A 26634-nucleotide genomic window follows, 5' to 3' on the forward strand; every position below is an offset into this window, starting at 1 on the left:
CAGCCGGGCGGCCGAGGTGACACCTTTGGCCGCCCGGCCCACGTTGTGAAAGAGGTTGTTCATGTCTGTCCGATTCAGGCAACTCGTGGCCCCCGTAGTGGCTGTTGCGACAGTGCTCGCAGGAAGCGCGGCCTGTGTCGATAACCGAACCGCTCCACTGCCGCCTCCTGTAACTGCGAAGTCGGCCGATCTCTACGGAACCTGGAAGGGCTGGTCCGGTAGTTCACTGACTCTTCGTCCGGGTGGTGTTGCCGAGGCGGTCGATCTCGACGGCCAGGAGTTCCGGTTTGATGACGGCTGGCGGATGTCAGGATCCGGAACCTGGTCACTTTCCGAACCAGGAGAATACAAGGGTGGAAACACGGTGGGCACTGGTTCCGTGGTGCATGTGGTGGTCAAGCCTTCTGTGGATAGCGTTGGCGGCGGTGCAGCAAAGGCGAACGAATCCCCTTCGTCGGTTCCGTCGGATCCGGCAAGTGCGGCGACTCGTACGGCTCCGCCACCGACGGAGGCTGCCTGGGACCTCAGTGTTGTCAAGGACAAGTCGGGAAAGCTCGAATTGTTCTTCCTGACGTCTGACCCGGATGTGCGGGATAAGTACTACCTGTCCCGTCGCTGAGGGCGCGCCGGTAGTCAGCTCGCCCGCACGTGCTGATCATCGAGGTTGCGCCCGGCGAAGCCATCCGGTGCCACTCACCGGGCCCCATCGGCCGCACGATCGTCAGCTTCCACGGGCGTCCGGGCGGCGGCCTGCGACATCGCCCCGGAATGGCTCCGCGCAACGGCCTCGCCCCGGGCGCAGGGCTTCCTGTGCGGGTCACGGCGGCGGCGCGGGGGCGCCACCGCCGGTACGGAGGGCGCCGTTTATACCCGCAACCACCCAGCGTCACACGTCCTCCCCCGAACTTTGTTCGCCTGTGCGGCTGAAGTTTTGTTGATCTGTGGCCAGTTGAAGGGGCAAGGGGCCTACGCTTCATAAGGTGAACCAGTTGAAGTCCCGCGCCTCCCGCCTCCACGACCTGCCCGACGCCGAGCAGCCGGGGGGAGGCGGCCTGGCTGGGCGGCTCCCGGACGAGCTTCGGGCCGAGCTGATCGCCTTCCGCCGGGATCTGCACATGCACCCCGAGCTCGGCAACCAGGAGTTCCGTACCACCGCGGCCATCAAGGACCGGCTGGAGAAGGCCGGGCTGAGGCCGCGGGTGCTCGCCGTGGGGACCGGGCTCATGTGTGACGTGGGGGAGTGGGACGGGGTGACGCCCATGCTGGCGTTGCGGGCCGACATCGACGCGTTGCCGATCCCGGACACCAAGGCGGGCGTCCCCTACCGGTCCACCGTGCCGGACCGGGCGCACGCCTGCGGGCACGACGTGCACACCACCGCCGTGCTCGGGGCGGGGCTCGTGCTCGCCGGGCTGGACCGGCAGGGGCTGCTGCCCAGCGCCGTGCGGCTGATCTTCCAGCCGGCCGAGGAGGTCCTGCCCGGCGGTGCGGTCGACGCGATCGAGTCCGGGGTGCTGGAGGGCGTCGGGCGGATCATCGGGGTGCACTGCGACCCTAAGGTCGACGTCGGGCGGATCGGGCTGCGGATCGGGGCCATCACCTCCGCCTGCGACCGGCTGGAGATCGCGCTCGACGGGCCCGGCGGGCACACCGCCCGGCCGCATCTGACCACCGACCTGGTCACCGCCGCCGCCCGGATCGCCGTCGACGTGCCCGCGCTGCTCGCCCGCCGGGTCGACGCCCGCGCCGGGCTCGCGCTGACCTGGGGGCGGCTGGAGACCGGGCACGCGCCCAATGTCATCCCGCAGCACGCCGAGCTGTCCGGCACCGTCCGCTGCCTGAATCTGGACGCCTGGCGCGAGGCCCCCGACCTGGTGCACGCCGCCATCGACGAGGTGGCCGGAATGCATCGGGCCAAGACCGTGATCAATTACGTGCGCGGGGTGCCGCCCGTGGTGAACGACGCCGAGAGCATCGGCCTGCTCGACGCCGCGATGACCGAGCGCCGCGGGGCGTATGCGATCGAGGACACCGAGCAGAGCCTCGGCGGCGAGGACTTCTCCTGGTATCTGGAGCGGGTGCCCGGCGCGATGGCCCGCCTCGGCGTCCGTACCCCGGGCGACACGCGCGGGCTCGACCTGCACCGCGGCAACTTCGACGTGGACGAAGAGGCCATCACCGTGGGCGTCGAGCTGTTCACGGCCGCCGCACTGCTCGACAGCAACCGATAGAAGCCGTTGGCGCAGCGTTGACACAGTCTTCGTGGTCCGTTCGTGGACTCCGGGGACAGCTTGTGGGCGCCTTCTGTTCGCGACGATCCGATAACGGCTTCCGTACGTGCTCTTATCTGACATCTACGCGCGTTACGATCGCGGCGAAACCAGCGCCGGAAGAGGCGCTTCGGTCAGGTTTGAAGGAGCCTTCCCTTGCGCCGGATCACCAGGATTGCCACCGCGGGCGTTGCGTCCGCGGCGCTCGCCCTCAGCGTCACCGCGTGTGGCGGAAGTTCGTCGGACGCCGGTTCCGACGCCGACGGCGACAAGGCCGCCATCGCGTACGACATCGGTGGCCGTGGCGACCAGTCGTTCAACGACGCCGCCTACGCCGGACTCGAAAAGGCGGAGAAGGACCTCGACGTCCAGGGCAGCGAGGCCGAGCCCTCCGACGGCGAGGGAGACGCGGACAAGGTCCAGCGCCTCACCGAGCTGGCCCGCTCCGGCAACAACCCCGTGATCGGCGTCGGCTTCGCCTACGCGCCCGCCATCAAGAAGGTCGCGCCGAAGTTCCCGAAGACCACCTTCGGCATCATCGACGACGCCTCGGTCACCGGCGACAACATCGCCAACATCGTCTTCAACGAGGAGCAGGGCTCCTACCTCGCCGGCGTCGCCGCCGCCAAGGTCACCGAGTCGAAGACGGTCGGCTTCATCGGCGGTGTCGAGACCCCGCTGATCAAGAAGTTCGAGGCGGGCTTCGTCCAGGGCGTCAAGGACACCGACGCCTCGGTCAACGTGCTTCCGCAGTACCTGACGCAGCCGCCGGACTTCGGTGGCTTCTCCAAGCCCGACCTCGGCAAGGCCGCCGCACAGGGCCAGCTCGACAAGAAGGCCGACGTGATCTACTCGGCCGCCGGTCTGGCCGGTTCCGGTGCCATCGAGGCCGTCTCCAAGGCGGGCAAGTGGAACATCGGCGTCGACTCCGACCAGTACCAGCAGAAGGGCCTCGCGGCCTACAAGGAGTCCATCCTGACCTCGGTCACGAAGGACATCGAGGACGCGGTCTTCAACCTGATCAAGTCGGTCCAGGACGGCGAGCCGCAGACGGGTGAGATCCGCTACGGCCTGGACAAGAACGGCGTCGCCCTGTCGATGTCCAACCCGGCCTTCGTCGAGATGAAGGACGTCATCGCCGCCGTGGACAAGGCCAAGCAGGACATCATCGACGGCAAGATCACCGTCAAGTCCGCTCCGTAAGGCGCCAGGGGGTGCCCGGCACCCCCTGAGCCCGACGGCCCAGCCAGGGCCTCGGGTCCCGACGGCCCCCGCGCCGTCACCCCGGCCGGTTTCCCAGGCCCTGCCCGTACGCCGCTCGGCTTCCGCCGCCGCGGCGCACGGGCAGGGCCGCGGACCGGCCCCGCCTCCGCTTCCGCCGTCCGGGGGTTTCACCGAAACCTCCCCGGCGACCCGCGTAGAACCCGACACCCGAAGAAGATCCGCCTCTCGCAGTGCTCTCCCACCCGGCCCGAACCCGCGTCCGGGCCGCGATGTGCACCCGTGTTTCACGATTCGGCAGCGCTACGCGTGTAGACAGCTCTCCGGCGCGATAACTTCACCCCCGCCCCCAGGGGGCCTCCGACAGCCCCTCAGCCCCCTCAGCCCCTCCGCCCCCGCTCCTGTCCGGCCAAGGAGAGTGCGTCATCAACGCGTCCAGCAGCCCCCCTGCCGTAGAACTGCACGGCATCACCAAGCGCTTCCCCGGCGTCGTCGCCAACCACGACATCGACATCACCATCGGCAAGGGCACCGTCCACGCCCTCGTCGGTGAGAACGGTGCCGGCAAGTCCACCCTGATGAAGATCCTCTACGGCATGCAGAAGCCGGACGAGGGCACCATCGCGATCGACGGCGAGCAGGTCTCGTTCTCCAACCCGGGCGACGCCATCGAGCGCGGCATCGGCATGGTGCACCAGCACTTCATGCTCGCCGACAACTTCACCGTCCTGGAGAACGTCGTCCTCGGCGGCGAGCAGCTGTACGGCATCGGCGCCGGCGCCCGTAAGAAGATCAAGGAGATCTCCGACGCGTACGGGCTCGGCATCCGGCCCGACGCGCTCGTGGAGGACCTCGGGGTCGCCGACCGGCAGCGCGTGGAGATCCTCAAGGTCCTCTACCGCGGCGCCCGCATCCTGATCCTGGACGAGCCGACCGCGGTCCTCGTGCCGCAGGAGGTCGACGCGCTCTTCGCCAACCTGCGCGAGCTCAAGGCCGAGGGACTGACCGTCATCTTCATCTCGCACAAGCTGGGCGAGGTGCTCTCGGTCGCCGACGAGATCACGGTGATCCGCCGCGGTACGACGGTGGGCACCGCCGACCCGACCACCACCACGACCAAGCAGCTCGCCGAGCTGATGGTCGGCAGCGAGCTGCCCTCGCCGGAGACCCGCGAGTCCACCGTCACCGACGTACCGATGCTGCGCGTGCAGGACCTCGCACTCACCGTCACCGACCCCGACGGCACCGTCCGCGACGTGCTCGCGGGCATCGACTTCACCATCCACCAGGGCGAGGTCCTCGGGATCGCCGGAGTCGAGGGCAACGGCCAGACCGAGCTCATCGAGGCCCTGATCGGCATGCGCGACCCGGACGCCGGGGTGATCACCCTCGACACGGACGACATCTCGCACGCCCCCACCCGCAAGCGGCGCGAGGCCGGTATCGGCTACATCCCGGAGGACCGCCACCGCCACGGCGTCCTGCTGAACGCCCCGCTGTGGGAGAACCGCATCCTCGGCCACGTCACCGAGAAGCCCAACAGCCGCGGCTGGCTGCTGGACAACAAGGCCGCCCGCACCGACACCGAGCGCATCGTGCGCGAGTACGACGTGCGCACCCCCGGCATCGACGTCACCGCGGCCTCGCTCTCCGGCGGCAACCAGCAGAAGCTGATCGTCGGCCGCGAGATGAGCCACGCCCCCAAGTTCCTGATCGCCGCCCACCCCACCCGCGGTGTGGACGTCGGCGCGCAGGCCCAGATCTGGGACCAGATCCGCGAGGCCCGCCGCGAAGGACTCGCCGTCCTGCTGATCTCGGCCGACCTGGACGAGCTGATCGGGCTCTCCGACACCCTGCGCGTCATGTACCGAGGCCGACTGGTCGCCGACGCCGACCCGGCCACCATCACCCCGGAGGAACTGGGCACGGCCATGACCGGTGCCGCCACCGGTCACCTCGAAAGCCCGGAGGACGAGGCCCGATGAAGAAATTCGACAAGGACCGGCTGATCCTGGGCTTCGCCGGCCCGGTGCTCGCCCTGGTCGTCGCCCTCGTGCTGACGACCGTGGTGCTGCTCGCGTCCGGGCAGAACCCCTTCGAGCCGTACCGGATCATGTTCGAGTCGGCCAGTTACGCCGACGTACAGGTCCTGATCGTCAACCAGGCCGGTACGTACTATCTCGCCGCACTCGCGGTGGCCGTCGGCTTCCGGATGAACCTGTTCAACATCGGCGTCGACGGGCAGTACCGCCTCGCCGCCATGGTGGCCGCACTGGTCGGCGCGAGCGTCACCCTGCCGGGGCCGCTGCACATCGCGCTGATCGTGATCGTCGCGATGCTCGTGGGCGCGTTCTGGGCCGGCATCGCGGGCTTCCTCAAGACCACCCGCGGGGTGAGCGAGGTCGTCTCGACGATCATGCTCAACTCGATCGCCACCGCGCTGGTCGCCTGGTTGATCCTGCCGAAGAACTTCGGCGAGCAGCCGCCCGGCTCCAACAACCTCACCACCGGTGAGATCGCGGAGTCCGGCTGGTTCCCGGGGCTGCCGATGGGCGACCTGGCCGGAGAGATCTACGGCTTCACCTTCGTCGCCGCCGGTTGCGGCGTCCTGTACTGGTTCGTGCTGAACCACACCCGGTTCGGCTTCGACCTGCGTGCCACCGGCGCCAGTGAGAGCGCCGCCCAGGCATCCGGTGTGGACGCCAAGAAGATGATCCTCACCTCGATGCTGATCTCCGGCGCGGTCGCGGGCCTGGCGGGGATGCCGACGCTGCTCGGCGACACCCACACCTACAGCCTCGACTTCCCCACGGGCATCGGCTTCACCGGCATCACCATCGCGCTGCTGGGCCGGAACAACCCGCTCGGTATCGCCCTCAGCGCCCTGCTGATCGCGTTCCTGGACAAGTCCTCGGCCTCGCTCGACCAGCACGGGTACGAGAAGGAGATCGCGACGATCATGCAGGGCCTGATCGTGATCTCGGTCGTCGTCTCCTACGAGCTGGTCCGCCGTTACGGCATCCGCCGCCAGCAGCAGAAGGTCGGCGAGGAGCTCGCCGCCGGACACGCCCTCACGACCGAGAAGGAGGCGGCCCTGTGAGCACCAGCAAAACCATCGCCGCACGCCCCGCCCCTCTGAAGGGCGGCCGCCGCAAGCTCTCCCTGCCCGTCGTCCTGCTGATCATCGCGGGCGCGCTCGCCCTGGTCTCGCTGGTCCGCCTCATCAGCGGCGCCAACGACATCACCTCGGTCGGCCAGGTCCGCGGCGCCCTGGCACTCGCCGTCCCGATCGGCCTCGCCGGACTCGGCGGCCTGTGGGCCGAGCGCGCGGGCGTCATCAACATCGGCCTCGAAGGCATGATGATCCTCGGCACCTGGTTCGGGGCCTGGGCCGGGTTCCAGTGGGGCCCGTGGGTGGGTGTCCTCTTCGGCATCCTCGGCGGCTGCCTCGGCGGCCTGCTGCACGCGGTCATCACCGTCACCTTCGGCGTGAACCACATCGTCTCCGGTGTGGCCATCAACATCCTCGCCGTCGGAGTCACCCGCTACCTCTCCAACTTCGCCTTCGACGGCGTCCAGGGCGGCTCCTCCAAGCAGTCCCCGCGCATCGACCCGATCGACAGGATCACCGTTCCGGGGCTGTCGGACTGGATGCAGGACCTGCAACAACAGCACTGGTTCCTGATCTCCGACCTCGCGGGCATCATCGGCGGGCTCGTCACCGGCCTGTCCCTGCTCACCGTCGTCGCCCTGCTGCTGATCCCCGCCACGTGGTGGATTCTGTGGCGCACCCCGTTCGGGCTGCGGCTGCGCTCCTGCGGCGAGAGCCCCACGGCCGCCGAGACCCTCGGCGTCAACGTGTACAAGTACAAGTACATCGCCGTCACCGTCTCCGGCGGTCTGGCGGGCCTCGGCGGCGCGTTCCTCGCGATCGTCGCCACCGGCATCTACCAGGAGGGCCAGACCGGCGGCCGCGGCTACATCGGCCTCGCCGCGATGATCTTCGGCAACTGGATGCCGGGCGGCATGGCGCTGGGAGCCGGGCTCTTCGGCTTCACCGACAGCCTCAAGCTGCGCGGCGGCGCGGAGAACGTCCACGCGATGCTGCTCCTGCTGGCGATCCTGCTGGTCATCGCGGTGCTCTGGCAGCTGTACAAGAAGAAGTACGTCTCCGCGGCGATCGCGGCGGTCATCTCGGCACTGCTGTTCACCTGGTACTTCCTGACCGACCAGGTGCCGAGCCAGTTCGTCGACGCCGCTCCGTACGTCACCACGCTGCTGGTCCTCTCGCTATCCGCGCAGCGGCTGCGGATGCCGAAGGCCAACGGCATGCCGTACCGCAAGGGCGAGGGCAAGTGACCTCGTTCGGCGAGTCCGACTGGGAGGCTCTGCGGGAGGCCGCACGGGACGCCATGTCCCGTGCGTACGCCCCCTACTCGGGCTTCCCGGTCGGTGTGGCCGCCCGGGTCGACGACGGCCGCACGGTCACCGGCTGCAACGTGGAGAACGCGTCGTACGGTCTCTCGCTCTGCGCCGAGTGCGGTCTGGTCTCCCAGCTCCAGGCCACCGGCGGCGGCCGGCTGACCCACTTCACCTGCGTGGACGGCACCGGGGCGATCCTCGTGCCGTGCGGCCGGTGCAGGCAGCTGCTGTACGAGTTCGGCGGACCGGAGCTGCTGCTGGAGACGCCGGACGGCCGACGCACGCTGGATGCCATGCTGCCGCAGTCGTTCGGCCCGCAGCACCTCGGCTGAACCGCAACCCCCGGCGGTGGCTCTTCCCCTCGTGGAAGGGCCACCGCTTTTCCCCTCTCCCCCCTCCCCCTCTCTATGCGCGTAGAGTCGGCAGGACCCTGCGTACGCACCGGCCGGAAGGATTCCCATGGACGCCATCTCCGTCATCCGCACCAAGCGGGACCGAGGCGAGCTGACCCCCGAGCAGATCGACTGGGTCATCGACGCGTACACCCGCGGCGAGGTCGCCGACGAGCAGATGTCCGCCCTCGCCATGGCGATCCTGCTCAACGGCATGAACCGCACCGAGATCGCCCGCTGGACCGCCGCGATGATCGCCTCCGGCGAGCGGATGAACTTCGACGCGCTCTCCCGCCCCACCACCGACAAGCACTCCACCGGCGGCGTCGGCGACAAGATCACCCTGCCGCTGGCCCCGCTCGTCGCCGCCTGCGGCGCGGCCGTGCCGCAGCTCAGCGGCCGGGGCCTCGGCCACACCGGCGGCACCCTGGACAAGCTGGAGTCCATCCCCGGCTGGCGCGCCCACCTCTCGAACGAGGAGATGCTGAACGTCCTGGACACCACCGGCGCGGTCATCTGCGCCGCCGGTGACGGGCTGGCCCCCGCCGACAAGAAGCTGTACGCGCTGCGCGATGTCACCGGCACCGTGGAGGCCATCCCGCTGATCGCCAGCTCGATCATGTCCAAGAAGATCGCCGAGGGCACCGGGGCGCTCGTCCTGGACGTCAAGGTCGGTTCCGGCGCCTTCATGAAGACCATCGAGGACGCCCGCGAACTGGCCTCCACCATGGTCGCGCTCGGCACCGACAGCGGCGTACGGACGGTGGCCCTGCTCACCGACATGTCGACCCCGCTCGGCCTCACCGCGGGCAACGCCCTGGAGGTACGTGAGTCGGTCGAGGTGCTGGCGGGCGGCGGCCCCAGGGACGTCATCGACCTCACCCTCGCGCTCGCCCGCGAGATGCTGGACGCCGCCGGACTCAAGGACGCCGACCCCGAGAAGGCGCTCGCCGACGGCTCCGCGATGGACGTCTGGCGCCGGATGATCTCCGCCCAGGGCGGCGACCCGGACGCCACCCTCCCGGTCGCCCGTGAGCAGCACGTGGTGACCGCGCGCTCCTCCGGCGTCCTCACCCGCCTGGACGCCTACGACGTCGGCGTCGCCGCCTGGCGCCTGGGCGCGGGCCGGGCCCGCAAGGAGGACCCGGTGCAGGCGGGCGCGGGCGTCGAACTCCACGCCAAGCCCGGCGACACCGTCACCGAGGGCCAGCCCCTGATGACGCTGCACACGGACACCCCGGAGAAGTTCGACTACGCCCTGAAGGCCCTCCCGGACGCGTACGACATCGCCCCGGCGGGCACATCGTTCGCGCCGCTCCCGGTGGTGCGGGAGCGTATCGCCTGACCTGCGGATTCCTCGTACGGGTGAACGGGACCGGTGGACTGCCACCGGTCCCGTTCGGCATGCTGGACTCGGTGACGTACCGATAGAGGAGACCGTCATGAGCGCACTCACCGTCGACCCCGTGCCGGGCCACGGCCAGGACTGGGACGACCTTGTCCGGATCTGGGAGGAGACGGACGCACCCGAGGGCTGCAAGGTGGAGATCATCGAGGAGATCGTCACCGTGTCGCCACCGCCGTCCAAAGACCACAACACCACCGCTGAGCTGCTCCAGCGCAGGCTGTACACCGTCATTCCGGAGGATTGGGAGATCTACCAGACCCTCGGCCTCTCTCTGCCGGGACGGGGCGGGATCTACATCCCCGACCTCGTCGTCGTGGACCGCGCCACCGCCACCGGACCGGGTAACACCGTCCCCGCCGAGGAGGCCCGCCTCGTCGTGGAGATCACCTCCCGCGCCAACGCCAACCACGACCGCGTCAGCAAGGTGAACGGCTACGCCAAGGCCGGGGTCGAGCTGTTCCTGCTCCTCGACCCCTGGCACTCCGGCCGCCCGACCGCGACGCTCTACGGAGAGCCGGAGGGCGGCACGTACCGGGTTCTGGAAACGGTCGAGTACGGACGGAAACTGTCCCTCCCCGCGCCGTTCGAGCTGGTTGTGGACACCGGCGTCCTCCCGGTCAGCTGACGCACGAACGGCCCGCCACGCGGAAGGGGTTCCGTGCGGCGGGCCGCAGTCGTGCAGGACACCCTGAGGGTGAACTACCCGAACTACCCGTGATTGCCTGTTACTTGCCCAGGTACGCGCTGTAGATCTTCACCGAAGAGATGTTGCCCTTCTTGTCGGTGACCGTGGCGGAGAAGGAGATCGCCTTGCCCTTCGCCGGGTTCTTGACGGTGATCCTCCCCTTCTTGACCGTGACCTTCTTCCAGGTCTTGCCGCCGTTGTAACTGACGTACGTCTTCAGCGACTTCAGGTTCTTGCCCGCGGCCGCGCCGTGCACCTTGACCGGGACGGAGACGGTCTTGCCCGCCTTGGCCCGGCCGTCGACGCCCACGGCCGGGGTGAACCGGACCGTGGAGACCGGCAGCATGGTGAAGCCGGTCTTCTTGGAGCGGAACGTCCAGGACGCGTCCACCCGGGTGGAGAGCGGACTGATCTTCGCGCTGTGCCTGACCGAGGTCGACAGCTTGTACTTCGCTGCGCCGGCCGGCACCTTGAAGGGCTCCCAGCCGGTGAGCGGGTCGTTGTTCTGACCGAACTTCTTGCCGTTGCGGTACAGGACGGTCTTGACCGACGAGAGCGCCTGTGAGCCCGGGTTGCCCCGGCCGTCGGCCAGCAGCGGGAGCGATCCGCCGAGCAGGTCGCCCTCACGGGTGATGCCGAACCGCTTGTTCACCAGCGGCCCGAACACCGGGGTGTTCACGGTCCTGGAGTACGTCCTGCCCGCCTTGTACGTGGCCATTTCGCCGATCACGTAGTCGGCCTCGTAGGTCGAGAAGCCGTCCGCGTCGGCGGGGCCCAGCTGGCTGAAGTCGAGCGTCCACCGCACCTTGTCGGCAGTGGTGACGTACAGCGTGCGGGTGCCCGGCAGCTTCTGCTCGACCGGGCTGATCCAGCCGCCGCCCGACGTGGGCAGGGCCCCCCAGGCACCGATCGCGCCCTTCTTCTTCGGCGCGCTCGCCCCCATGGCGACCTTCACCTTGGCCAGGCTGCCCGCGGTGAACTTCCGCTGGTAGCCGGTCGCCAGCTGCTTGACCTTGCCGCCGACCGCGACGTCGTACTGCGTGGACGCGTTCGTGGTCCAGGTGCCCGTCCAGTGCTGGGCGAGCGAACCGTCGGTGATCTTCGGGCCCGCGTGCAGCGTGCGGAAGTGCGCCGGGGAGTCCATCAGCCAGCCGAAGGAGACCTGGTCGTTCTTCGACTGGACGGAGTAGTCGGGCGTGAACGTCCACGCCTTCGCCTTCTTGGCCGGGAACCTGAAGGACACCGGCTTCGCCTTGCGGGCGTCGAACGTCAGCGAGGTGTTCTTGGCGACCGTGATCTTCGGCTGGGCGATCCAGTCGACGCCCTTGGTGAAGTCCTCCGGGTGGCCGTAGACCGTGGAGTTGACCACGTACGTGCCCCTGGGCACCCGGATCTTCGCCGTGCCGTCGACGACCCGCGGACTCAGGAACGAGCCGCCGGCCTTGTCGTCGAAGCCGTAGAGCATGCTCTCCGCGTAGGGCGCCGGACGGCCGTCGCGCCCGAGGTGCTTGACGGTGAGGTCGTAGCTCTCGACCTCACGCTCGACGGCGGCCGCCGTGCGCACGGTCTGCCCGCCGCCGGTCGCCACCACGTACGCGGAGTAGATGCCGTCCGCCGTGCCGCCGATGCGGGTGTCGGCGGTCAGCGTCGCCTCGGCGGTGCCGCCCGCGGGCACGGTGACCTTGTCCGTGCCGAGGGTGAAGAAGCCTGCCGGGGCGGGCTTGCCCGTCGGACCCGTGCCCGTCACCTTCAGATCGAGGGTGACGTCGCTCGTACCGAGATTGCGGTACGTCACCTTCTCGGTGACCGGGACGTCGTCGGTGTGCGGCCACTGCTGCACACCGAAGCTCACCGAGACCGGCTCGGCCACGACGCTCTGGGTGATCGCACGGTCCACCGCGATCCGGCCGGAACCCTGCTGGAACGGGTGGTACGCACCGGGCTTGGTGGACGCGGTCAGCGCGCCCTTCAGCTCCGTGTACGACCAGTCCGGGTGCTGCTGCTTGAGCAGGGCGGCCGCGCCCGCGACATGCGGGGTGGCCATCGACGTACCCGAGATGGTGGCGTAACCGGCGGGCTTCTCGCCCACCTCCCGGGCGATCGCCGAACCGGGCGGAACGGCCGCCGTGGTGTCCACGCCGGGGGCCGTCACATCCGGCTTGATCGCACCGTCACCGATCCGCGGACCACGGCTGGAGAACTCCGCCAGCCGGTCCTTGTCGTCGACCGCGCCCACGGTCAGCGCGGCGTCCGCGCTGCCCGGCGAGCCGACCGTGCCCGCGCCGTCGCCCTCGTTGCCCGCGGCGATCGCGAACAGGACGCCCTTCTCGGCCGACAGCTTGTCGACCGCCGCCTCCAGCGGGTCCACCTCCGGGGTGTCGGGGCCGCCGAGGCTCAGGTTGACGATGTCGGCGCCCTGGGCGACCGCCCACTCCATTCCGGCCAGGATGCCGGAGTCCTCGCCGTAGCCCTCGTCGTCCAGCACCTTGCCCGAGAGCAGCTTGGCGTCCGGGGCCACGCCCTTGAACCTGCCGCCCGACTTGGCGCCGGTGCCCGCCGCGATCGAGGCGACGTGCGTGCCGTGGCCGACCCGGTCCTTGAGGTCCTCGGACGCGCTGAAGTTCTTCGACGCGAGGATCTGGCCCTTGAGGTCGGGGTGGGTGGTGTCCGTCCCGGTGTCCAGGACCGCGATCTTGACGCCCTTGCCGGTGAACCCGGCCTGCCAGGCCTTCGGGGCGCCGATCTGCCCCACACTCCGGTCCAGGCTCGCCCGGCGCACGCCGTCCAGCCAGACCCGGTCGACGCCTGCGGCGGTGGTCACCCGCTCGCCCCCGGCGCGACGCTCGGTGAGCGCCTTCCAGATGTCCGGTGCGTCGGCGGTCGGCGTGGTCACCGACTCGGCGTTCAGCGACTTCAGGCTCCGGCCGACCTCGGTGCCGCCCGCGTCGCGGACCTGCGCCTTCGCGGCGGAGGCCTGCTTGCCCCGGTAGCCGACGATCAGCTTCAGGCCGTCCCGCTGGGCCCGCAGGTTCTCCGGCCGGCTCAGCTCGGTGACGTCGAACAGCCGCCGGTCGAGCTTGCCGGAGACGATCAGCCGGTGGGCGTCGGCCGGGACGACGAGGGTGTGTCCCTTGTTGCTCATCCGCTGGACCGGGATGTGCTCCCGGCCCTTCGCCGGCCGGAAGGAGACCGGCCGGCCCTTGGCGTCCACGCTGACCCGGTCACCGGTGATGAGGGTCAGATGGTGCAGCTCCCGGTCCTGGGCCTGCGCGCGGATGCCTGTCGTCCCTCTCGGGTCCGGCTGGGCGACGGCAGGGCTGACCATGCCGGCCGCCAGTGCCACGGCGGCCGCTGTGGCGACCGCGGGTATGCACGCGTTTCTCACGTGTCTGCGCAACTCTCCCCCTGGAGAACTCGATGGTTCTTCGTGCCGTCGGTCCGCAGGCCCACAGGAGTAGCGACGGGTGCGGCCGCCGGTTCACCGAACTAGAGGGAAAGCCGGGTGCGTTGGTTCGCGGAATCTGCACGGAAGCTCTGAGATGACGCGAAAGTGCCCCTGCGCGGGGGCCGAGCGAAGGGGGCCGTGCGGAAGGGCCGATGAATTTCGCCCGCGCGGGCGGTCTCCCTGGTGTGGACGCCGAAAATCCGATCACCCTGACCGTGACCGGCCGGGTCAGCCGTGCTGTCGTACCCGACCTCTGCGCCGAGCTGGAGCGTGCCCTCGCCGGGCCGCGGGGCGCCGCCCTCGCCCCCGGTGCGGCGGTGGACTGCGATGTGGGCGGCGTGGTCCGGCCGGATCTGACCGCCGTCGAGGCGGTGGCCCGGCTGGCACTCGTCGCCCGCCGGGCCGGACACACCCTGCGGCTGCGCCGGGCGGAACCCGAATTCCGGGCGCTGCTGGACCTGGTGGGGCTGGCCGAGGTGGTGGCCCTGGAGGAGGGGCCGGAGGAACGGGTGCCGGAAGCGCACTGACGTACGGAGAACGGCCGACGGGCAGTCGGCCGTTCTCCGCGCGCAGGGACCTCAGGACGTGCTTGCTGGCTCAGGACATGCGCACTGCCTCAGGACGTGCTCACGGTCTCAGACGCGCGCGGGGGGCCTCAGCACACGCGTACGGTGTCAGACGCGCGCACTGCCTCAGGACGCGTCGGCCGGCAGCCGCTCCGGCAGTCCGAACAGCGGGAACCAGCGCGGGACGTCGAGGAAGCAGTGCATCCCGGTGATCGCCCCGTCCCGCACGTCGATGATCTGCACCGCCCACGGCACGAAGCCGTCCCCCTCCGCATCGGGCTTGTAGTGCGCGAAGGCCGGGGAGCCGTTGGCCGAGACGGGCACCAGCCGGGAGCCCGCGCAGGCCGCGCCGATGGAGGTCATGAAGCCCGTGATGTCCCCGGTGCCCCGGAGCCACAGGTCGAACGGCGGCATCGTCATCACCGCGTCCTCGTGGAGCAGCGCGGTCAGGGCGGCCATGTCATACCCCTCGAACGCCTTCACATAGCGCTCCAGGAGCTTCTGCTGCTCCTCGTCGAGCGGGTCCGCCGCGTCCCCGGCCCGCCCCTCCGTCTCCGTCAGCGTGGCGCGGGCCCGCTGGAGGGCGCTGTTGACCGAGGCGACGGAGGTCTCCAGCAGCTCGGCCACCTCCGCGGCCTTCCAGGCGAGGACCTCGCGCAGGATCAGCACGGCCCGCTGCTTGGGCGGCAGGTGCTGGAGCGCGGCGACGAACGCGAGGCGTACCGACTCACGCGCCACCGCCGCCTCCGCCGGGTCCTGGACCGACGGCAGGATGCGGCCGTCGGGCATCGGCTCCAGCCAGACGTTCTCCGGGCGGGGGCTCAGCGCGGCCTGGGCGAGCGGGGTCGGGCCGGTCAGATCCACCGGGCGGGCGCGCTTGTTGCCCGCCTTCAGCATGTCCAGGCAGACGTTGGTGGCGATTCGGTAGAGCCAGGAACGCAGCGAGGAACGGCCCTCGAACTTGTCGAAGTTGCGCCAGGCGCGCACCAGGGTGTCCTGCACCGCGTCCTCGGCCTCGAAGGCCGAGCCCAGCATCCGGTAGCAGTAACCGGTCAGCTCGATCCGGTGCCCTTCCAGACGGCTGTCGATCCCGGCGTCATCGGCCGTGCCGGGCTTCCCGGCGCCCGCCGCTCCCGAGGCAGTCGTCGTGGTCAGATCGCTCATCGCTCCACCCCTGTCGCGCAGCCGCGCTGTGGCATCCGTCACCCGGTACATCGGAAGCTACCGCAGGCCACTGACAGCCGGGGCGGAATCCGGTCGGGAAAGCGGACAGGGGTGCCGGACGCCGTGGCTCCGGCCACGGTGTCCGGCACCCCTCGGGTGCTCCCAGCGCCTCGCTCAGGTCCCGGGCTTGCGCCCGTACACGTACACGTCGTCGCCGTTCTTCAGCAGTTTCCAGTATGCCTTCGCGTCGGCGGGGCGCATGTTGACGCAGCCGCCCGAGCCCGGCGGGTTGTACATGGACTTGGTGACCGAGTGGAACGCCTGGCCGCCGTCGAAGAACTGGGAGTGGGGCATCCAGACCTTGTAGATGGTCGACCAGTGCTTGATGTTGCGCCAGTAGATCTTCTTGGACCCGGTCCGGGTCTCGACGCCGTTGCGGCCGGTCCGCACCGGCACCGGCCCGTACTTCAGCTTCTTGCCGTCCTGGATCCAGCTCAGCTGCCGCGTCAGGTCGACGCAGGCGATGCGCCCCTTGTCGGTGGGGCACTTCCTGGCCTTGTTGGGGTTCTTCCCGGCCGCCTTCTGGGCGAGCATCGTGTTCATCGTGCGCCAGGTCAGCGGACCGGCGTAGCCCATGGTGGGGGTGATCCCGTGCTTCTTCTGGAACTTCTGGATCGCCTTGCAGTCGGCGGTGGACTGCTTGCCGTCCACGGGCCGCTTCAGGAACTTCTCGACCTGCTTCTGGTACGGCCCCGCCGACTTGGTGCAGGACGCCGCGTGGGCGGAGGCGCCGGTGCCCAGGACCAGGGCGGGTGCGGCCACCAGCCCGGCCACGGAGAGCGCCACCCCGCGCTTCAGCCGTCTTCCGGATATTCTCGCCGTGACTCCCATGCGCGCCAACTCCCCTTCGCCCCCAGTGCGTTGTTGATTACGCCTGGTAGACGTGCGAAGGGGAGCGGTGGTTGCGCGCAGGTATGTGTCAGTTGCGTCCCGGTTGTGCGCGGGTGGAGTCGCTCACCGGGTGGCGGGGACGAGCGCCCGTCGTTCCGCCCGCGCCACCCGGGTCCCGTACAGCGTGATCGAGACGACGCCGAGGACGGCGAGCAGGCCCAGCGCCACCGTCGCCGCCCAGCCCCCGGTGTGGAAGGCGATCGCGCCGAGCGTGCCGCCCGCGCTGGAGCCCAGGTAGTACGCCGACTGGTAGAGCGCCGATGCCTGTGCCCGGCCCGTCGTCGCGGTCCGGCTCACCGAGGACGAGGCGACCGCGTGCCCGGCGAAGAACCCGGCCGTGATCAGCACCAGGCCCAGCAGTACGGCGGTCAGCCGGTCGGCCAGCGAGAGCAGCAGCCCGGCCGCCGTGGTCGAGACCGCCAGATACAGCGCGCCCCGGCGGCCGAGGCGGGCCACCAGCCGTCCGGCCGCGGCGGAGGAGACCGTGCCGACCAGGTAGACCAGGAAGATCGAACCGATGACGCCCTGCGGCAGGTTGAACGGCTCCTCGATCAGCCGGTAGCCGATCACCGTGTAGACCGCGCCGAACACCGTCATGAACAGCGCGCCGATCGCGTACAGCCGGACCAGCAGCGGGTTGCCCAGGTGGGTCGCGACGGTCTTCGCCAGCGTCTTCGGGTTCAGCGAGCCGGGCCGGAAGTTGCGGGCCCTGGGGATCAGGAAGTGGAAGGCGACGGCGCACGCCAGCGCGAGCAGCCCGACCGCCGCGAGCGCGGCGCGCCAGCCCCAGGCCTGGGCGACCCAGCCGGTGAGGATGCGGCCGCTCATACCGCCGATGCTGTTGCCCGCGACGAACAGCCCGATCGCGGCGATCAGCGCCTTGGGCCGTACCTCCTCCGCGAGATACGCCATCGCGGAGGCCGGAAGCCCGGCGAGCGCCGCGCCCTGGACGGCCCGTAGGGCGATCAGCCAGCCGACCGAGGGGGCGAACGGCACCAGCAGCCCGACCAGCACCGCGACCGCCAGTGACGCCGTCATCATCTGCCGCCGCCCGAACCGCTCCGAGAGCGCGCTCAGCGGCAGCACGCACAGCGCCAGCGCCCCGGTCGCCGCCGAGACCGTCCAGCTCGCCTGCCCGGCACTCGCGCCGTACGCGGCGGAGATCGCGGGCAGCAGCGCCTGGGTGGAGTAGAGGAGGGCGAAGGCCGCGACACCCGCGGCGAAGAGCGCGAAGCTCATCCGGCGATATCCGGGGCGGCCGGGCTCCAGGCGCTCGTCGGCGGCGGGAGCGGCAGTGGTGGTGACGGGGGACGACGGGTCGGAGGCACCCACCACGACGGTGGATGCCCCGGTATCAGCGGGAGGCATACGTCGAAAGTAGACGGACCGGTTTCATGCGTCCAATGCACGAAACCGTCATAATCAATCCCATGGCGCATGAACGCAGCTCAGGACCTCGGCTGTCACCAAGTAGTTACGAAGAAGACATCCGGGCCGTCCTCGCCCCCCGCCTCGCGTACTTCGAGGCGGTCGCCCGCCACGAGCACGTCACCCGCGCCGCGCACGAGCTCGGCGTCCCGCAGTCCACGCTCTCGCGGGCCATGGTCCGGCTCGAAGCGGACCTGGGCGTCGCCCTGTTCGCCCGCAAGGGCCGTACCGTCTCGCTCACTCCGGCGGGCCGCACCTTCCTCGGCTCGGCGGAACGGGCCCTGGCCGAGGTGGAGAAGGCCGCCGACTCGGTCCGCGCGGACGCCGACCCGACGGCGGGCCGGGTCTCCTTCGGCTTCCTGCACACCATGGGCTCCGAGACCGTGCCCGCCCTGATCCGCGCCTTCCGGGTCGACCACCCGAGGGTCCGCTTCCAGCTCGTGCAGAACTACGGCGAGGCGATGATCGAACGGCTGCGCGCGGGCGGTCTCGACCTCTGCCTCACCTCGCCCGTGCCCGACGCCCCCGACCTGGTCACCCGCCGCCTCGACGAACAGCGGCTGCGCCTGGTGGTCCCGGACGACCACCGCCTCGCCTCGCGCCGCCGCATCCGCCTCGCGGAGGCCGCCGACGAGACGTTCGTGACCCTGGAGCCCGGTTACGGGCTGCGTCGCATCACCGACGACCTCTGTGCCCAGGCGGGCTTCACCCCGCGGGTCGCCTTCGAGGGCGAGGAGGCGGAGACCCTGCGCGGACTGGTGGCCGCCGGGCTCGGTGTGGCCCTGCTGCCGCCGCCCGCGGTGGCCCGGCCGGGCGTCGTCGAGCTGACGGTGACGGCCCCGCGCGCGGCCCGCGAGATCGGGGTCGCCTGGCTGGACGGGCACCCCGACACCCCGCCGGTCGCCGCCTTCAAGCGGTTCCTGCTCTCGCGCCGGGGGAACCTGCTGCCGGACTGAGGGGGAGACCCGGGCGCGGTTCGCCTCTCTATCCGAAAGGGAAGGAATGTTCCGTCAGCTCATACTTCATCCACCGCCCCGCACGCCCGGCAGGTCCTGCGGGCCACCGTGGTCGGAGAGGTGCCCTGCAGCGTCGTGGGGTACGACTGCCCGGCACCCGCCTCAGTGCCGCAGTGACCGCCCGAACCCCGCCGCCAGCGGCATCCGCAGCCCCAGCGGCGGCGGTGCGGCCAGTGCGTCCTGGACCGGGCGGGCGTAGGACCGGGCGAACAGCGAGCCGCGCACGAAGTCGGCGGCCAGCGCCACCACTTCGGACCGGTGCTGGCGCAGTGCGTGCCCGTCGGAGTGGACCTCGAAGCGGCAGGTGTCCCGGTTGGACTTCTTCGCCCGCTCGGCCAGCCGGTACGACAACTCCGGGTCGGTGCGCTCGTCGTTGGTGCCGTGCACGATCAACACCCTCCGCCCCGTCAGCTGTTTCACCGGCTCCGGGGCGGCCGCGGAGTGCTCCGGCAGCCACGGGGCCATCGCCAGGACGGAGTTGACCGCCCCGTGCCCGGCGGCCCGCAGCGCGGCCCGGCCGCCCATCCCGTGCCCGACCAGGCACACCGGTACGTCCCCGTAGCGCCGCTGGACCTCGTCGGCGGCCCACACGGCGTCCCGGACCGGGTGCTCGTCGTCCGCGTTCCAGCCCCGGCAGCGGTAGCGCAGAACGTGTACCGCGAGCCCGTCACCCTCCCCGGCCCGGGCCAGGGCGCGGGCGAACGGCAGTTGTGTCGCGTACGACAGGGTGGAGGGGCGGCGCCGTGAGTCGGCCTCCCCGTCCGGGAGCAGCAGAACCACGCCGCTGACCTCGTACGGTGCTCCGGTCGTCTGTATGGCCCGCCCCAGCCTGGGGGGTGTCAGGGGGAGTGCGCGCTGTCCCATGACAGAACAGTCTCAGAAGAGCGGGTGTACTCCACCCGACTTCCCGGTCACTGTTACGCATCGACAGAAGGCGTCGGCGGGTGCTCTACGCGCGTAGGCGCTAGAGTGCCCAGATGACGAGCCAGACCCCGAATGTCCCTGATTCCGACCAGATCCGGCGCGCCCCCAAGGTGCTGCTCCACGACCATCTCGACGGCGGCCTTCGGCCGGGCACGATCATCGAGCTGGCCCGCGCGCAGGGTTACGACTCCCTCCCCGAGACCGAGACCGACAAGCTCGGCATCTGGTTCCGCGAGGCCGCCGACTCCGGTTCGCTGCCGCGGTATCTGGAGACCTTCGCCCACACCTGTGCCGTCATGCAGACCCGTGACGCGCTGTTCCGGGTGGCTGCCGAGTGCGCCGAGGACCTCGCCGAGGACGGTGTCGTCTACGCCGAGATCCGCTACGCCCCCGAGCAGCACCTGGAGGGCGGCCTGACCCTCGAACAGGTCGTCGAGGCGGTCAACGCGGGCTTCCGCGAGGGCGAGCGCATCGCCCGTGCCAACGGCCACCGCATCCGCGTCGGCGCCCTGCTCACCGCGATGCGGCACGCGGCCCGCGCGCTGGAGATCGCCGAGCTGGCCAACAGCTACCGCGACCAGGGCGTCGTCGGCTTCGACATCGCGGGCGCCGAGGCCGGCTTCCCGCCCACCCGCCACCTCGACGCGTTCGAGTACCTCAAGCGGGAGAACAACCACTTCACCATCCACGCGGGCGAGGCCTTCGGGCTGCCGTCGATCTGGCAGGCCCTCCAGTGGTGCGGCGCCGACCGGCTCGGTCACGGGGTCCGGATCATCGACGACATCGAGGTCGCCGAGGACGGCTCGGTCACCCTCGGCCGCCTCGCCTCCTATGTGCGGGACAAGCGCATCCCGCTGGAGATGTGCCCGACCTCCAACCTCCAGACCGGGGCCGCCACCTCCTACGCCGAGCACCCGATCGGGCTGCTGCGCAAGCTGCACTTCCGCATCACGGTGAACACGGACAACCGGCTGATGAGCGGCACGACCATGAGCCAGGAATTCGAGCGGCTGACCGAGGCATTCGGATACACGCTCGACGACATGCAGTGGTTCACAGTCAATGCGATGAAATCAGCTTTCATTCCTTTCGACGAACGTCTCGCGATGATCAATGACGTCGTCAAGCCCGGTTACGCGGAGCTGAAGTCCGAGTGGCTTTTCCGCCAGACCGCTGTGACCAGCGGATCTTCGGTGTCCGCCGGTTGATCCTCCCCATACGGGAAGCGGTCGGGAGGCATATTCCCGGCCGCTTTCCGCGTGTCGGGATGTTTGCGGAGCGGGCGGCGGGATGGCTAGCTTGCAGAGCCGCTCACATCCCCTTCCCCAAGGATGAATTCTCCATGAAGAAGTCTGCTGCCAAGACTCTCGGTGTCGCCGCTCTCGGTGCCGCTTTCGCCGCTGCCGCCGCCGGCAGCGCCTCCGCGGCTCCCTCCCTGCCGCTCGACACCGCGGCCGGCGCCCTCCCCGTCTCGACGATGGCGCTGGACACCGTCGCGCAGTCCGTCCAGCACGCCCCGGTCCAGGACACCGTCGACAAGGTCCTCGGCGGCGACGCCACCGACGCGGCCGCCCCGGTCACCGGTCTCCTCGGCGGACTGCCCACCCAGGGCCTCTCCGCCAACGGAATCCCGCTCGGCGGCTGATCCGCACCCGCGCATGCCGGTGGGGCGCACACCCTGACCCAGGGTGTGCGCCCCACCGCGCGTTTCCGCTCCCCGTCGCGCGGCGCGTCACCAGGCCGAAGCGGACGAGGCGGACTTCTCCGAGGGCAGCAGCGCCCAGAGCGCCAGGTAGATGAGGAACTGAGGGCCGGGCAGCAGGCAGGAGACGACGAAGATGACGCGCATCGTGCCGGCCGACGTGCCGAAGCGCCGGGCGAGTCCCGCGCACACGCCGCCGATCATGCGGCCTTCAGTGGGGCGGACCAGTGCGGCCATGGTGGGCTCCTTCGCGAAGCGTTGCCGAGGGAGCAGCCTGTTGTGCTCCCGATGTATCCATGGTGCCGCTGCGAAGGGGGACAAAGCATCGCTCTACGGGGCGATACCGACCCCGGTAATCGTCGGGGTCGACCCCTGAGGGGCCTCGTCCCTGAGGCGGGTCTCCTGGTGGTACCGGGGGAGGTCCCGTACCCCCGGCAGCCCCCGGCGGCGCAGCCGCGCCCGGCAGACCGGTACGACCAGGAGATGCGCCAGCGCGATCCCGGTGGTGTTCAGCAGCACCGAGTCGACGTCGACGATCTGACCGGGCACCCCGGTCTGGCCCAGCTCGATCGCCAGCGAGATCAGGGCCCCCGCGGTGACCGTGCGCAGCAGCGAGACCCAGGGGGAGACGAAGATCCGCCCGCCGGCCATCGGCAGCAGCACACCGAGCGGGGCCAGCAGGAGCAGCGCACCGCCGATCCGGCGGGCGGCCTCGGTCCGGCCGAGCGCGAGGTCCGCTCTGATCCCGGCGAACGGCTCGAAATTCGCGGCCGCGATCCAGGGCACGTCCAGCGGGCGCATCGTCAGCCACCCGACGAGCAGCAGATGCGCGAGGAGGAGCGTGACCCCCGCCGCGCGGAAGTGGATGACGGTCTGACCGTCCGAACCTTGACGCACGCCCACCAAGACGTTCCGACCGGCAGGATCGGTTCCGTGACTTTCCCGGCCGCCCGGTGCGGCTGCGTGGTGCGGCGGCCCGGACGGACCCGGACCGGACATCCGCCCGTCAGCCCGGGGTGCCGGTTCAGTCCAGTCGGAGCGCGTCCGGAGTGGTCGGGTCCTGCGGCCGGGCCTTCGTCTGCGAGGTGCAGAGGTAGGCGCGCGGCGGGTAGGCCCCGGGGCCGCCCAGGACCACCGAGCCATCCGTCTGAAGCGTCTCGCTCTCCGCGTACGTGCACACCAGCTGGGCCAGCGCCTCCGCCGACAGATCCTCCGGCTGACTGCTCAGCCGCAGGGTGCCCGCCGGGTCGTCCGCCCGCGCCGGATCGACCCGCAGGCCCGCCGGGACCGCCGTGGAGAACCCGGCCCGCCGCTCGCTCTCGGGCGGCGCCTGCTGGACCTCCTTCAGCAGCGCCCGGGCGGCCTTGAGGCGGTCGGAGCCGACCGTGCCCTGTGCCACCTCACGGTCCACGGTCACCAGCTGCGAGGCACACACCAGATACACCTCGGCCGTCACACTGTCCGGAGACCGGGCCGTGACGTCCGACGCGGTCAGCCGGCACGGCACCCGCGAGGGCGCGGCCCCCGCGTCCACCGGCACCGTCGTCGTACGGATTCCGCAGCCGGAGACCAGCGCCGCGGCGGCCAGCAGAGCGGCCAGCGCGGCCGCCGTACGCCGCGGACCACGCGGGCCGCACCGAAGCGGACCGTGCGGGCAGGTGCCATCGCCGAGCTTCACGTCGCCCCGCCCCCGTCCACGTCATCGTCCCGGCCCTCCGCGTCGCCGCCGTCCGGCCGCGTCAGCTTCCCCGCGTCGCGCGGCAGCCGCAGCTCGAAGACGGCCCCGCCGTCCGGGGAGTTCGCCGCCGTGATGTCACCGCCGTGGATGTGCGCGTTCTCCATGGCGATGGAGAGCCCGAGACCGCTGCCCTCCGACCGCGGCCGGGAGGCACTGGCCTTGTAGAACCGGTCGAACACGTGCGGCAGGACCTCCTCCGGGATGCCCGGACCGTGATCCCGTACCTCGATGACCAGCTCATCGCCGGCGGTGCGCACCCGGACCCCCACCGGCGAACCCCCGTGCTTGAGGGCGTTGCCGATCAGATTGGCCAGGATCACATCGAGCCGGCGCGGGTCGAGCCTGGCCATCGTGCCCCGCTCCGCGTCCAGGTCCACCGCGTCCAGCCAGGCCCGGGCGTCGATGCACGCCGTGACCTGGTCGGCGACGTCGACGTCGTCCAGCACCAGATGGGCCGTGCCCGCGTCGAAGCGGGTCACCTCCATCAGGTTCTCCACCAGGTCGTTCAGCCGCCGGGTCTCGCTGACCACCAGATGCACGGCGGGCGCGATCATCGGGTCGAGGCTGTCCGCCTCGTCCTCCAGCACCTCGGCCACCGCGGTGATCGCGGTCAGCGGGGTGCGCAGCTCGTGCGACATGTCGGCGACGAACCGGCGGCTCGACTCCTCCCGGGCGCTCATGTCCGCGACCTTCTTCTCCAGCGAGCTCGCGGTCTTGTTGAACGTACGGGAGAGATCTGCCAGTTCGTCCGTGCCGGAGACCACGAGCCGGGTGTCGAGCTTGCCCTCACCGAGCTTGCGGGCCGCGTCGCCCAGCCGCTGCACGGGCCGCAGCACCGTCGTCGCGGCGGCCTGCGCCAGCAGCGCGGAGCCGACCAGCGCGAGGGCCGTCGCGATCCCCAGCGACCAGGCCAGCGAGTTGAGGTCCTGCCGCTCCTGGTCGAGGGACTTGAGCATGTACCCGGTCGGGCCGCCGCCGATGATCCGCGTACCCGCGACCAGATACGGCGTGCCGGCGATGCTCGTACGCTGCCAGAACAGGTGGTACTCGTGCTCGTTGCTCGCCGTCAGCGGCTGCTTGCGGGCCACCTGCCCGCGCAGTGAGTCCGGCACGTCGGCCAGGGTGAACGTGTCGAGGTCGGAGTAGCCGACGATCGGCTTGCCGCGCTCGCGCTCGTCCTCCAGCAGCACGCTGTAGCCGGGACTGTCGCTGGCCATCTGCGCCGCCGCCCGCTGGAGGTCGTCCTTGGTGGGCCGCTCCGGCAGCGACGCCGCGGTGTCCTGCATCTGCCGCCGGAAGTCGTCGAGTGCGGCGCCCTGCGTACGGGTCAGCACGGCCTCACGGTTGAGCCAGTACGCGATGCCCGACGCGGAGACCGCGGCGGTCAGCGCCACCAGCGCGAACACCACGACCAGACGCAGCCGCAGACTGGTCCAGCGCAGCCCCGCACGCAGGGACCGCTTGGCGGTTTCGGTCACTGAGGCGAGTCCAGCCGATAGCCCACGCCCCGCACCGTACGGATCAGGGTCGGCGAGGACGGCACGTCCTCCACCTTCGCGCGCAGCCGCTGCACACAGGCGTCCACCAGCCGGGAGTCGCCCAGGTAGTCGTGCTCCCAGACCAGGCGCAGCAGCTGCTGCCGGGACAGGGCCTGGCCCGGCCGGCGGCTCAGCTCAAGCAGGAGCCGCAGCTCGGTCGGCGTGAGCTGGAGGTCCTCCCCGTCCTTGGTCACGGTCATGGCGGAGCGGTCGATGACCACGTTCCCGAAGGTCGCGGAGTCGGTCGACTCGCGCTCCCCGCGGCGCAGCACGGCCCGGATCCGGGCGTCCAGCACCCGGCCCTGGACGGGTTTGACCACATAGTCGTCCGCGCCGGACTCCAGTCCCACGACGACGTCGATGTCGTCGCTGCGCGCGGTCAGCAGAATGATCGGCAGCTGGTCGGTGCGCCGGATACGCCGGCACACCTCGAAACCGTCGATCCCGGGCAGCATGACATCCAGCACGACCAGGTCGGGCCGCTGCTCACGCAGCAGCTCAAGGCCGTCCTCTCCCGTCGCCGCGGTGGCCACACGGTGGCCCTGGCGTGACAGTGAGAGTTCGAGGGCCGTGCGGATGGCGTCGTCGTCCTCGATCAGCAACAGGAAAGGCACGGACGTCATTCTGGCCCATGGTGGCGCTTCAGTTCGACCTGTGGCCCGGTCCCCTTCCTGGGGCACGGTCACAACTGCCCCTGTGACAGGCCTGTGACAGTCGGAGGACAGTGCCATGAAACTGCCCAGGCAAGCTCTTTGGCACAGGGAACGAACGGACTCCACCGATAGGGGGCGCGAGATGAACGCACTGCACAGCACCAGCTCAAGCGCAGTTGTCACGCGTCTCCACGACTTCGGCCGGAGCACCGAGAAGTCCGGTGCCACGAACGTGCGGGGGTGTGTTCGGGGCGTCGGGCGTCAGCATCCGTCGACTGCGGAGCAGATGCGCAAGTCGTACATGACGGTGGTTGACGCACCCACGGGGGAGAACACGGGGGGTAACGGGGGAAGCGCGTACGGGGAGGTCACGGGGGACCGCGGAGCCCGGACGGAGGACGCGGACGCCGAAGCGGTGTTCACGGCCTACGTCCAGGAGCGGCGGGCCTCCCTGTACGCAACCGCCTACCACCTGACCGGCGACCGGTTCGAGGCCGAGGACCTGCTCCAGAGCGCCCTCTTCTCGACGTACCGGGCGTGGGACCGGATCAGCGACAAGGCGGCGGTCGGCGGCTATCTGCGCCGCACCATGACCAATCTGCACATCAGCGCCTGGCGCAGGCGCAAGCTGAACGAATACCCGACCGAGGAGCTGCCGGAGACGGTGGGCGACACGGACGCGATGCGTGGCACGGAGCTGCGGGCGGTGCTGTGGCAGGCTCTCGCCCGGCTGCCCGAACTTCAGCGCACGATGCTGGTCCTGCGGTACTACGAGGGCCGCACCGACCCGGAGATCGCGTCCATCCTCGACATCAGTGTCGGCACGGTGAAGTCGAGCATCTGGCGCTCCCTGCGCCGGCTGCGCGAGGACGAAGTCCTCAGCTTCGGACGTGACGAGCAGGAGTCCTTCGGCGAGCTGGTGGCCTGAGGCAGAGGCCCTCCGCTTCGGGGGAGGCGGGGGCCGGGGGAAGCACGGGGGAGTGGAAAAGCGGGGACCGAGGGGACCCAAGGGGAACACGGGGGACACGGGAAACGGCCGTCGCTTCGGGGGAGACGAGGGCCACGGGGAAACGGAGAACACAGCGGGGTCGTACGGGCCGGGGGGCCTGTA

The 26634-nt window shown here is 70.4% G+C and carries 24 protein-coding genes; 14 read left to right on the forward strand and 10 right to left on the reverse strand.

The features are described 5' to 3' along the window. Positions 1-61: 61 nt before the first annotated feature. From CIB93_RS37375 to CIB93_RS02400, 9 genes are all read left to right on the forward strand, one after another. Positions 62-619 (forward strand): hypothetical protein, encoded by a 558-nt coding sequence (locus CIB93_RS37375; RefSeq protein WP_143659974.1) that lies wholly within the window; start codon positions 62-64, stop codon positions 617-619. 370 nt (positions 620-989) lie between these two features. Next, positions 990-2231 carry an amidohydrolase gene (locus tag CIB93_RS02365; RefSeq protein WP_096623518.1) on the forward strand — a complete coding sequence of 414 codons (1242 nt, stop codon included), beginning with the start codon at positions 990-992 and terminating at the stop codon, positions 2229-2231. A gap of 195 nt (positions 2232-2426) precedes the next feature. Further along, positions 2427-3473, forward strand: a complete 1047-nt coding sequence (locus tag CIB93_RS02370) for a BMP family protein (RefSeq protein WP_096623520.1) — start codon at positions 2427-2429, stop codon at positions 3471-3473. Positions 3474-3892: 419 nt separating this feature from the next. Then, complete coding sequence (locus CIB93_RS02375) at positions 3893-5476, forward strand: ABC transporter ATP-binding protein (protein WP_096623522.1); 1584 nt, start codon at positions 3893-3895, stop codon at positions 5474-5476. After that, positions 5473-6591, forward strand: coding sequence for an ABC transporter permease (locus CIB93_RS02380; protein WP_096623524.1), 1119 nt, complete (start codon positions 5473-5475; stop codon positions 6589-6591). The genes CIB93_RS02375 and CIB93_RS02380 overlap by 4 nt, the downstream gene beginning before the upstream one ends. After that, the gene (locus CIB93_RS02385; protein WP_096623526.1) at positions 6588-7850 is read left to right on the forward strand and encodes an ABC transporter permease; all 1263 of its coding nucleotides are present in this window, start codon (positions 6588-6590) and stop codon (positions 7848-7850) included. The genes CIB93_RS02380 and CIB93_RS02385 overlap by 4 nt, the downstream gene beginning before the upstream one ends. Then, entirely contained in the window at positions 7847-8245 is a 399-nt protein-coding gene (locus CIB93_RS02390; RefSeq protein WP_096623528.1) for a cytidine deaminase, read from the forward strand. Before CIB93_RS02385 ends, CIB93_RS02390 begins: the two co-directional genes overlap by 4 nt. A 127-nt stretch (positions 8246-8372) precedes the next feature. Beyond that, positions 8373-9650: a thymidine phosphorylase gene (locus CIB93_RS02395; protein WP_096623530.1), complete on the forward strand. Its 1278-nt coding sequence runs from the start codon at positions 8373-8375 to the stop codon at positions 9648-9650. A 97-nt stretch (positions 9651-9747) separates the two neighbouring features. Continuing rightward, positions 9748-10338, forward strand: a complete 591-nt coding sequence (locus CIB93_RS02400) for a Uma2 family endonuclease (RefSeq protein ID WP_096623532.1) — start codon at positions 9748-9750, stop codon at positions 10336-10338. A gap of 100 nt (positions 10339-10438) precedes the next feature. Here CIB93_RS02400 and CIB93_RS02405 read toward each other — a convergent pair whose 3' ends face one another. Continuing rightward, positions 10439-13723 carry a S8 family serine peptidase gene (locus CIB93_RS02405; RefSeq protein ID WP_096623704.1) on the reverse strand — a complete coding sequence of 1095 codons (3285 nt, stop codon included), beginning with the start codon at positions 13721-13723 and terminating at the stop codon, positions 10439-10441. Positions 13724-13995: 272 nt separating this feature from the next. On the opposite strand from CIB93_RS02405, the gene CIB93_RS02410 reads away from it, so the two are divergent. Continuing rightward, the gene (locus tag CIB93_RS02410; protein WP_096623534.1) at positions 13996-14370 is read left to right on the forward strand and encodes an STAS domain-containing protein; all 375 of its coding nucleotides are present in this window, start codon (positions 13996-13998) and stop codon (positions 14368-14370) included. A 165-nt stretch (positions 14371-14535) separates the two neighbouring features. Here CIB93_RS02410 and CIB93_RS02415 read toward each other — a convergent pair whose 3' ends face one another. From CIB93_RS02415 to CIB93_RS02425, 3 genes are all read right to left on the reverse strand, one after another. Then, positions 14536-15573, reverse strand: coding sequence for a sigma-70 family RNA polymerase sigma factor (locus CIB93_RS02415; RefSeq protein WP_096623536.1), 1038 nt, complete (start codon positions 15571-15573; stop codon positions 14536-14538). 174 nt (positions 15574-15747) lie between these two features. Next, positions 15748-16464 carry a L,D-transpeptidase gene (locus tag CIB93_RS02420; protein ID WP_096623538.1) on the reverse strand — a complete coding sequence of 239 codons (717 nt, stop codon included), beginning with the start codon at positions 16462-16464 and terminating at the stop codon, positions 15748-15750. Between the two features lie 123 nt (positions 16465-16587). After that, on the reverse strand, positions 16588-17892 hold the full coding sequence (locus CIB93_RS02425; protein ID WP_096623540.1) for an MFS transporter: 1305 nt from the start codon (positions 17890-17892) through the stop codon (positions 16588-16590). A 62-nt stretch (positions 17893-17954) separates the two neighbouring features. Here CIB93_RS02425 and CIB93_RS02430 point away from each other — a divergent pair, with 62 nt between their 5' ends. Next, entirely contained in the window at positions 17955-18908 is a 954-nt protein-coding gene (locus CIB93_RS02430; protein WP_065487641.1) for a LysR family transcriptional regulator, read from the forward strand. Between the two features lie 162 nt (positions 18909-19070). On the opposite strand, the gene CIB93_RS02435 is transcribed toward CIB93_RS02430, so the two are convergent. Beyond that, positions 19071-19832, reverse strand: a complete 762-nt coding sequence (locus CIB93_RS02435) for an alpha/beta hydrolase (protein WP_257001977.1) — start codon at positions 19830-19832, stop codon at positions 19071-19073. A gap of 113 nt (positions 19833-19945) precedes the next feature. Here CIB93_RS02435 and CIB93_RS02440 point away from each other — a divergent pair, with 113 nt between their 5' ends. After that, the gene (locus tag CIB93_RS02440) at positions 19946-21100 is read left to right on the forward strand and encodes an adenosine deaminase (RefSeq protein WP_096623542.1); all 1155 of its coding nucleotides are present in this window, start codon (positions 19946-19948) and stop codon (positions 21098-21100) included. Positions 21101-21234: 134 nt separating this feature from the next. Next, the gene (locus CIB93_RS02445) at positions 21235-21537 is read left to right on the forward strand and encodes a hypothetical protein (RefSeq protein ID WP_096623544.1); all 303 of its coding nucleotides are present in this window, start codon (positions 21235-21237) and stop codon (positions 21535-21537) included. Positions 21538-21624: 87 nt separating this feature from the next. Here CIB93_RS02445 and CIB93_RS02450 read toward each other — a convergent pair whose 3' ends face one another. The 5 genes from CIB93_RS02450 to afsQ1 form a co-directional block, all read right to left on the reverse strand. Next, the gene (locus CIB93_RS02450; RefSeq protein WP_018490974.1) at positions 21625-21831 is read right to left on the reverse strand and encodes a PspC domain-containing protein; all 207 of its coding nucleotides are present in this window, start codon (positions 21829-21831) and stop codon (positions 21625-21627) included. A 93-nt stretch (positions 21832-21924) separates the two neighbouring features. After that, complete coding sequence (locus CIB93_RS02455) at positions 21925-22497, reverse strand: VanZ family protein (RefSeq protein ID WP_096623546.1); 573 nt, start codon at positions 22495-22497, stop codon at positions 21925-21927. A 121-nt stretch (positions 22498-22618) separates the two neighbouring features. Beyond that, positions 22619-23272 carry a hypothetical protein gene (locus CIB93_RS02460; RefSeq protein WP_096623548.1) on the reverse strand — a complete coding sequence of 218 codons (654 nt, stop codon included), beginning with the start codon at positions 23270-23272 and terminating at the stop codon, positions 22619-22621. Further along, positions 23269-24810 carry a HAMP domain-containing sensor histidine kinase gene (locus tag CIB93_RS02465; RefSeq protein ID WP_096623550.1) on the reverse strand — a complete coding sequence of 514 codons (1542 nt, stop codon included), beginning with the start codon at positions 24808-24810 and terminating at the stop codon, positions 23269-23271. The genes CIB93_RS02460 and CIB93_RS02465 overlap by 4 nt, the downstream gene beginning before the upstream one ends. Next, complete coding sequence (gene afsQ1 / locus CIB93_RS02470) at positions 24807-25484, reverse strand: two-component system response regulator AfsQ1 (RefSeq protein ID WP_006127084.1); 678 nt, start codon at positions 25482-25484, stop codon at positions 24807-24809. Before afsQ1 ends, CIB93_RS02465 begins: the two co-directional genes overlap by 4 nt. Positions 25485-25665: 181 nt before the next feature. Here afsQ1 and CIB93_RS02475 point away from each other — a divergent pair, with 181 nt between their 5' ends. Next, positions 25666-26451: a SigE family RNA polymerase sigma factor gene (locus CIB93_RS02475; protein ID WP_096623552.1), complete on the forward strand. Its 786-nt coding sequence runs from the start codon at positions 25666-25668 to the stop codon at positions 26449-26451. Positions 26452-26634: the final 183 nt, after the last annotated feature.

The organism is Streptomyces sp. WZ.A104 (genome assembly GCF_002382885.1).
GTDB lineage: Bacteria > Actinomycetota > Actinomycetes > Streptomycetales > Streptomycetaceae > Streptomyces.

Bases quoted from the DNA above. Each gene is read 5' to 3' on its own strand.
- CIB93_RS02430 (WP_065487641.1), top strand. From the start codon at position 17,955: ATGGCGCATGAACGCAGCTCAGGACCTCGGCTGTCACCAAGTAGTTAC.
- CIB93_RS02435 (WP_257001977.1), bottom strand. From the start codon at position 19,832: ATGGGACAGCGCGCACTCCCCCTGACACCCCCCAGGCTGGGGCGGGCC.
- CIB93_RS02400 (WP_096623532.1), top strand. From the start codon at position 9,748: ATGAGCGCACTCACCGTCGACCCCGTGCCGGGCCACGGCCAGGACTGG.
- CIB93_RS02405 (WP_096623704.1), bottom strand. From the start codon at position 13,723: ATGGTCAGCCCTGCCGTCGCCCAGCCGGACCCGAGAGGGACGACAGGC.
- CIB93_RS02380 (WP_096623524.1), top strand. From the start codon at position 5,473: ATGAAGAAATTCGACAAGGACCGGCTGATCCTGGGCTTCGCCGGCCCG.
- CIB93_RS02425 (WP_096623540.1), bottom strand. From the start codon at position 17,892: ATGCCTCCCGCTGATACCGGGGCATCCACCGTCGTGGTGGGTGCCTCC.
- CIB93_RS37375 (WP_143659974.1), top strand. From the start codon at position 62: ATGTCTGTCCGATTCAGGCAACTCGTGGCCCCCGTAGTGGCTGTTGCG.
- CIB93_RS02410 (WP_096623534.1), top strand. From the start codon at position 13,996: ATGAATTTCGCCCGCGCGGGCGGTCTCCCTGGTGTGGACGCCGAAAAT.
- CIB93_RS02420 (WP_096623538.1), bottom strand. From the start codon at position 16,464: ATGGGAGTCACGGCGAGAATATCCGGAAGACGGCTGAAGCGCGGGGTG.
- CIB93_RS02450 (WP_018490974.1), bottom strand. From the start codon at position 21,831: ATGGCCGCACTGGTCCGCCCCACTGAAGGCCGCATGATCGGCGGCGTG.
- CIB93_RS02440 (WP_096623542.1), top strand. From the start codon at position 19,946: ATGACGAGCCAGACCCCGAATGTCCCTGATTCCGACCAGATCCGGCGC.
- CIB93_RS02445 (WP_096623544.1), top strand. From the start codon at position 21,235: ATGAAGAAGTCTGCTGCCAAGACTCTCGGTGTCGCCGCTCTCGGTGCC.
- CIB93_RS02395 (WP_096623530.1), top strand. From the start codon at position 8,373: ATGGACGCCATCTCCGTCATCCGCACCAAGCGGGACCGAGGCGAGCTG.
- CIB93_RS02415 (WP_096623536.1), bottom strand. From the start codon at position 15,573: ATGAGCGATCTGACCACGACGACTGCCTCGGGAGCGGCGGGCGCCGGG.
- CIB93_RS02475 (WP_096623552.1), top strand. From the start codon at position 25,666: ATGAACGCACTGCACAGCACCAGCTCAAGCGCAGTTGTCACGCGTCTC.